The organism is Halobaculum halobium (assembly GCF_030127145.1).
GTDB classification, from domain to species: domain Archaea; phylum Halobacteriota; class Halobacteria; order Halobacteriales; family Haloferacaceae; genus Halobaculum; species Halobaculum halobium.
Genome location: NZ_CP126160.1, coordinates 160,408 through 167,061, shown reverse-complemented (window position 1 = coordinate 167,061; position 6,654 = coordinate 160,408). Strand labels below are relative to the sequence as shown.

The following is a 6,654-nucleotide window of genomic DNA, read 5'->3' as shown; positions in this document are numbered from 1 at the left end:
GGTAGATAGTAATAAAACCTCTAGGTAATACTATGCAGGTTGGTATGTTTGGAGGATCTTCGACTGTGTGACGACTACTGTTCGAGGGATACTCGTCTCACGTCTTGTGATTTCGATACTTCCCAGCCGACTCGTCGTGTGGTTTCTGCTGGATCAACCGAGGGACTCTCGTAGCGTTTCACTCTGGACGAGGGGTGTGGGGGTTCGATTCTGTCGTCCGTGTATTATGAGACGTTGAAGGAACAATCGCCATTCTGACTATTCGCCAACCACCGAAGCGGCATCAAAGCCAAAATCGGGATTGGTATCTCCCGATCTTCCTCGTCAATCGGAATCAAGACACCCGATCCCGACAGTTCCGATTGTACCCTGCTTTGCTTCGGCTGGAGATCTGACCTGCGTCTTCACTCTTGATTGGGGGTGCCGATGAACGCTCGTCACCATCACTTGAGGCTCACACTCCACTCCAGCTCGTCACACCGTCGCTTTCACTCTGGACGAGGGGTGTCTGCCGTGCGTCAGACGCCCAGTGCCGATGTGTCTTCTCATAGAAATGATTGATTACCTGGTTCGGGAGATACACTCTGGACGGGGGTGTCGTCTCAACCAAGTACTTTGCTCACCGGGTGGCGGGCTATTCACTCTTGACCAGGGGTGTGTCAAACCCGCTCCAGTCCGGCGTTTTCACTCTGGATTGGGGGTGCCGGTCTGCGTCGGTAACTCACGCTCGGAATCCGATTTCACTCGGGACCGACTCGACCCTTTGTGAGGATGATACGCCAGCGACAAAACATCAGAAGACGACCATAGCCCGATTTACACTCTGGTCGAGGTAGCCAAATCATTAAGTAGGTCCCATCCGCGATGTCTGATATTGATGGCTGAGGAACCGTCCCAACTCTCTGACTTCGACGGCCGCTACGAGGATCCCGCCGACGATCCCCTCTTTGACTTTGATGAAGACGACCCCGACCGGGCCAATATTTTCGCTCGAAAGGAACTGCTGAAGGTTGGCCACGTCCCTGAAAGCGGCCGTATCGTCGGCCGGGATGGCGAGATCAAGGCCGTTGCTGCTGAACTTAGGCCGATCGTTCGTGGCGATCCGCCCAACAACGTGATTATTTACGGCAAAACGGGGACCGGGAAGTCGCTCGTTGCCCGTCACGTCACAGAACGAGCCCGCCGAGCCGCGGAGTCGAACGGTGTGTCCGTCGGCACGGTCTACGTCGACTGCGCGCAGCACAACACACAGACACGCGTCGCGAGGACGGTAACTCGTTCACTCAACGAGACGGACGAGACTGACTTCGATATTCCACGCGCAGGGATTGGCAGCGGTGAATACTACGACTATCTCTGGGAGATTCTGGATACTGCCTACGAGTCAGTCATCATCATTCTCGACGAGGTGGACCGACTCGATGACGATGATATTCTTATGCAGCTCTCGCGGGCTCGCGAATCGGGAAAAGCGGATTGCCACCTGGGCGTCATCGCAGTCAGCAACAAGATTGAGTATCGCGACCAGCTGAACGAACGCGTCAAGTCGAGTCTTCGCGAGGAAGAGTTCGTCTTCCAGCCCTACGATGCGAATCAGCTGCGCGAGATTATGAAGCACCGACGGGACGCGTTCCACGATGGCGTTCTCTCGGATGATGTGATCCCGCTGACGGCGGCACTGCCGCTCAAGAACACGGTGACGCCAGAAAGGCCATCGAAATTCTTCGTCACGCCGGCGAACTGCCGAACGAGAAAACGTCGACACAGTCGTTGAGGAACACGTTCGTGATGCTCAGGAGTGGGCTGAAATCGATCGGTTCGAGGAGCTGCTACGCGGATCGACGACCCAGGTCAAATTCATCCTCTATTCGCTCGCGCTGCTCACCGAAGAGAATCCGAACGAGGATGGATTCTCTACCAACCGGATTTACGAACGGTATCAAGCGACGACAGAGAAGGCCGATGCGAAGACTCTCAGCGAGCACCGCGTCTATGAGCTGTTGAAAGAGCAGGCGTTCCTCGGCGTCGTTGAATCAACTCGGACCGGGGGTGGCCGGGGTGAAGGCAGTTATCTCGAGCACCGGCTGGTTCAGGACACCGGTATCGTGCTGAAATCTGTCCTCCGGGATAGCCGGCTGGAAGACCTGGCCTAGCTCCCGTTTCGGTCGCTGACCACACCCCTGATCACGAGTGTATCTCTCGATACGTCGGAAACGTGGGGTGGGTGATCCGAGGTCATCTTCTACTCCCAATAATCGACTTTGGCCGGGTGACGAAACGACGGAAACGTGGGGGGTGTGATCCCCTCGATCGTGGCTGCGTTCCCTCCACCAACCTCCAGTTACGACGGAAACGTGGGGTGGGTATCTTCTCTCCGAGTGTTACCTGTTTGGACTGACCGGACCCATTCACACTGAGGGGTGTGGGGTGGGTTGAACCCATTCACACTCTGGGGGGTGTCCTCTGCTACGCTACTAATTGCGCTTGACAAACCTCCGGCTACGGTTCACCACCGTCTACTCGTCGGGACTGACGGGGCCTTTATACTGGGAACGAACTTTTTCGCCTTCTCGCCACTGCCAGTAGTAGTAGCGGTTGTCGTTAATCTCCTTGATCGTGATCGTTGCTTTGGCCGGGACGTCGTCCGGGAGATCGTCTGGCCGCTCCTCAACCTCTTCTTGATCTTCCGACTCCTCGAGACGGGCCTCTCGCTCCTTGTGCTCGGCGAGCGCTTCAGCATACGTCGCAACGTCTCGGAGTTGCTCCGGATCCGACTCGTTGAGCGTCTTGACGATCTCTGTCGGTAGGTTCGCCGGTGGGGTCGGGGGTTCGTAGGACATCAGCTACTCTCGTGTTAACCAACATGACCCACGAATCCATAGTTTTGTTGGTTAAGACGGTGGAGACGGCTCGCGTGCTCGCTGGCTGTAACACTACTCGAAACTTCTTTATATAGTAGTTTCGTACTATGTTACACCGTGCTCCGGCGCATCGAACTCGAGGTCCTCGCCACGGTCGACCGCGGCGACACGATCTCCGAACTCGCGACGAAACTCGACCACAGCGAGAGCTACCTCTCGTGCCGTCGCCGACCTCGTTGAGAAAGGGCTCGTCTACACGGAACGCGATGGCCGGCGAAAACGAGTCGCCCCGTCGGATGCTCGCGCCGTCGAACTCTATCGGGACCTCGTCCGCCAGCACTCCCACATCGACTTCCCCGAACTGCTGACCGGGAAGGCACTCGAGGTGCTGTACTACCTCGACCAGCCGCGAACCGTCTCCGAGATCGCCGACCGGAGCGACAACTACCGCAACACGGTCAACCGTATCCTCAAGCGGTTTCGTGACCGTGGTCTCGTCGGGACGGCCGACGGCCGCTACGAGTTCAACGCCGACTTCGACCGCCTACACGCGTTCGCCCGTGAACTCGCACACCATCTGCATCGCCAACGCCTCGAAGCCGTCGCCCCGAAGGGCACGATTCTCTGGGAGGACTACGACGAATTCCTCGCACAGGCCGAAACGGAGATCGACGCGGAGGCGTTCCACGAAACCGGCCTCGCTCGATTCGCGGCCTTCGACCTCCAGTTCCTGCTCACCGAGCACCGCTACTACGTCTACTCCGAAGACCTCGACGTAGTCTCACCGGCGGAGCTCTGCTGTCACACGCTGCTGATCGACGACGGCAGCCGCCACCGCTCGTACTGTCTCCTCCTGCTCAGCCACGTCGACGTCGACGAGGAGGATCTCCGAGAGCAGGCGGCGAAGTATGGCCTCGAAGACGAAATCGACGCCTTGCTCCGCTACCTCGAGACGCACGGCGAGGTCGACGACGACCGGCTCCCGGAGTGGGACGAGTTCCAGGAGTTGGCGGCTGACTACGAGGTGCCACTACCACCATGAGACCAACATTCGGACGTGAGTACATCGAGAACGAATTCCAGCGAATCGGAGACGGGCTATCTGAACCGCTCACGGTCTACCTGATCGGTGGTGGCGCGATGTCGCTGCGCGACCTCAAGGGGGCGACGAAAGATATCGACCTGGTCGTCCCAGATGGCGACGCGTACGGTCAGCTGTGGGCCGTCCTGATGGACCTCGGGTATGCGGAGGTTCAATCGCTGGATCCAGATTACCGGGCGCTGGGGGCGACGAGCTGCGTCGAGAACGACGATGGGTGTCGCCTCGATATCTTCAACCAGCAGGTCGCGAACAAGCTCGTGCTCACCGACGGTATGCAAGAGCGCAGTGAGCCGTTCCTCGACACAGATCGACTGACGGTCCGGCTGGTTAGCAACGAGGATATCTTCCTGTTCAAGGCGATCGCAGGCCGCGACGACGACATCGAGGACATGAATATGCTCGTGCAGGCCGGCCTCGATTACGACGTCGTCCGGGATGAACTCGAAGCCCAAATCGAACGCTTAGGAGATGATCAGTTCGCCACGTTCGCGAACGAGGCGTTGGTCGAACTCGAGGAGCGGTACGGGGTAACCACGCCGATCGAGGCCCGCGTCCAGGAGCTCACGAATAGGTACTACCGGGGGCTCGAAGTCCTCCAGGCACTCGATGAACCGATGACCGTCGACGAACTGGCCGCCGAACTGGAGCTGGATACCGACGAGGTTCAGGACCGGATCGCGTATCTCTCAACGTTCGACCGAGTCCGTCGGGATGGCGACACGGTCCGACCTGTGGAGTAGCTCAATCGCTACCCTACGGGGAAGGAAGGCGGCCGTCTGGGCGGGGAACGCGGCCCCGTTTGATCTCGTGATCGACGCGACGAAGGTGCTTGCAGCCGCCCTCGGGTGAGCGCTGCTGCCAGTCGGGACAGGTACACGATTCGTCGATGACGTCGACTTCGTACCTGTTACCGGACGCGGACTGCACCTCGTAGCAGCCACCTTTCGAGAGGAGCGAGACGTCCATCGCTTCGCCGACGGCACGCCTCGTGCGAGGCTCAAGATCGTCCTTCGACTGTGCGTTCTCGTCGACGACCAGTCGGTCGCGAACGTCGCCCGTTCGGCCACCGTCCGGAGCGACGGCTTCCGCAGGGCCACTGAGCCGCTCGTGGAGCAGTTCCTCCACCGGATGGCCCCGGCCACAGGTAGTGGACCTCGCGGCGCTCGCGATGGTCGTAGGAGCCGCACGCCGCTGCGCTCCCGGTCCAGACGCGCCAGGCCCCGAGCGCGGCCATCACGTCGACGATGTCGCGGGGAACCGTCTGGTGGTCGTCCGGGAAGAACACCCGGAAGCGGGTACACGCCTCCTGCGGCGGGACGGTCTCCCACCAGTCTTCGCTGGAGCTCCAGCTGTCGTACATCGCCTCGTCGCTCCCGTAGCCGACGGTCACGCCGTTGATCGGCGTCCAGTCTGCTGGGAGGTTGTCCGCCTCGCCTTCAAGCACCCGGAGGACGGTGTATCGGAGGTACTCGTGAGCTTGGTTGTCTGTCGTTCGAGCGACTTGGTCGTGCTGCTCGGCAACGTTCTCGGCTTCCTCAAAGACCGTCGTGAGATATGGTTCAGTCATCATTCGACGGAGATCTGAATGCGCCTCCGCCCCTCGGCGGGCGCAGAAAAACTTAACCAACAGAGCGGAAGGAATCCATCACTCTGTTGGTTAACTGAGTGAGGACGAGGATTCGCTCTCGAGAACGTCGATGAGTTCTTCTGCCGTTCGACTAATCCGGCCGAGGCGCTCGCGAACGATCTCGGGATCGTCCGACTCCCACGCAGCGAGGTAGAACGCTGACCCGCTCGTGTCGAGCCCGCAGTAGCGCCCGACGACGTACGCAACGGCTTCGGCCTCGACTTCGCGTTTCGCCCGCTCGGTGTCGTCGTCGACATCGAAGTGGAGCAGGGCGTGTGCGTACTCGTGAATCAGCGTCCGCGCGAGGTCGGCCTCGTTCTCCCGATCACGCACCTCGACGAGCGGCTGAACGTCGACGAGGCTCAGCTGCTCGCAGATGCCCTTCGCCTCGCCGTGGGTCCACTCCTCGGCTGGAACGATCCGCACCGTCACGCCGAGGTCATCAGCGGCGTCAGTCAACTGTTCGACGAGATCGCCAGCGTCGCCGGTCGCTTCTGTGTCCAGGTCGGGAAGCGGCTCGCCCTCGGTCTGGGAGACATCGAACACCGGCGCGGGCTTGAACCCGACCAGGCCCTCGGACCACTCCTCGGGCGACGTCTCATCGTAGTCACAGTCGCTATCCTCGTGATAGCTCGGCGAATTCTCACACTCCGGGCACTGAGTGGTGATGATCGGCGCCCAGATCCAGATGGCCGACTCACCCTCCTGAACGTGGCGGTCGAACTCCTCCTGCCACGTCCGGTAGCCCGCCACTCGGCTCGCTTCGGGATACTGCCGCTTGATGAGGAGCGTGTTCCGGTAGGAGTAGTCGTGGAAGCGACTCTGGACGTCGAGCCACTCCTGGAACTCGTCGCTGGCCTGCGCGTCGTCGACGCCGGCGACGAGGTCGTCGATCCACTGTTCGATGGTACTGTTCATCTCGTCTGATCGCGTGTCGGTCTCCTCGAAGGAGACCGACGAGTCTCTGGTCGTGGACATCGTGTTCACCGAATCGAGTTCACGGCAACTGCGTTTGTTCAGATCGCGCCGCACCCCTCAGGGGCGTTCAAAAAACCGCTCTGTCG

At 60.0% G+C, this 6,654-nt stretch carries 3 protein-coding genes and 3 pseudogenes; 3 read left to right on the top strand and 3 right to left on the bottom strand.

Annotated elements, in window-relative coordinates:
- Positions 1-877: 877 nt before the first annotated feature.
- Positions 878-2,153, top strand: a pseudogene (locus P0Y41_RS17800) (Cdc6/Cdc18 family protein).
- Positions 2,154-2,516: 363 nt separating this feature from the next.
- On the opposite strand, the gene P0Y41_RS17795 reads toward P0Y41_RS17800, so the two are convergent.
- On the bottom strand, positions 2,517-2,840 hold the full coding sequence (locus tag P0Y41_RS17795) for a DUF6788 family protein (protein ID WP_284063860.1): 324 nt from the start codon (positions 2,838-2,840) through the stop codon (positions 2,517-2,519).
- A gap of 138 nt (positions 2,841-2,978) precedes the next feature.
- Here P0Y41_RS17795 and P0Y41_RS17790 point away from each other — a divergent pair.
- Together P0Y41_RS17790 and P0Y41_RS17785 are read left to right on the top strand one after the other, a co-directional pair.
- Positions 2,979-3,903 (top strand): annotated as a pseudogene (locus P0Y41_RS17790) (helix-turn-helix transcriptional regulator).
- Positions 3,900-4,703 (top strand): DUF6036 family nucleotidyltransferase, encoded by an 804-nt coding sequence (locus tag P0Y41_RS17785; RefSeq protein ID WP_284063859.1) that lies wholly within the window; start codon positions 3,900-3,902, stop codon positions 4,701-4,703. The pseudogene P0Y41_RS17790 and the gene P0Y41_RS17785 overlap by 4 nt, the downstream one beginning before the upstream one ends.
- Positions 4,704-4,716: 13 nt before the next feature.
- Here the strand turns inward: P0Y41_RS17785 and P0Y41_RS17780 are convergent.
- Positions 4,717-5,530 (bottom strand): annotated as a pseudogene (locus P0Y41_RS17780) (hypothetical protein).
- A 90-nt stretch (positions 5,531-5,620) separates the two neighbouring features.
- The gene (locus tag P0Y41_RS17775; protein WP_276278820.1) at positions 5,621-6,568 is read right to left on the bottom strand and encodes an ArdC-like ssDNA-binding domain-containing protein; all 948 of its coding nucleotides are present in this window, start codon (positions 6,566-6,568) and stop codon (positions 5,621-5,623) included.
- Positions 6,569-6,654 lie beyond the last annotated feature (86 nt).

Coding starts and splice junctions, on each gene's coding strand:
- P0Y41_RS17785 (WP_284063859.1), top strand. CDS start 3,900: ATGAGACCAACATTCGGACGTGAGTACATCGAGAACGAATTCCAGCGA.
- P0Y41_RS17795 (WP_284063860.1), bottom strand. CDS start 2,840: ATGTCCTACGAACCCCCGACCCCACCGGCGAACCTACCGACAGAGATC.
- P0Y41_RS17775 (WP_276278820.1), bottom strand. CDS start 6,568: ATGTCCACGACCAGAGACTCGTCGGTCTCCTTCGAGGAGACCGACACG.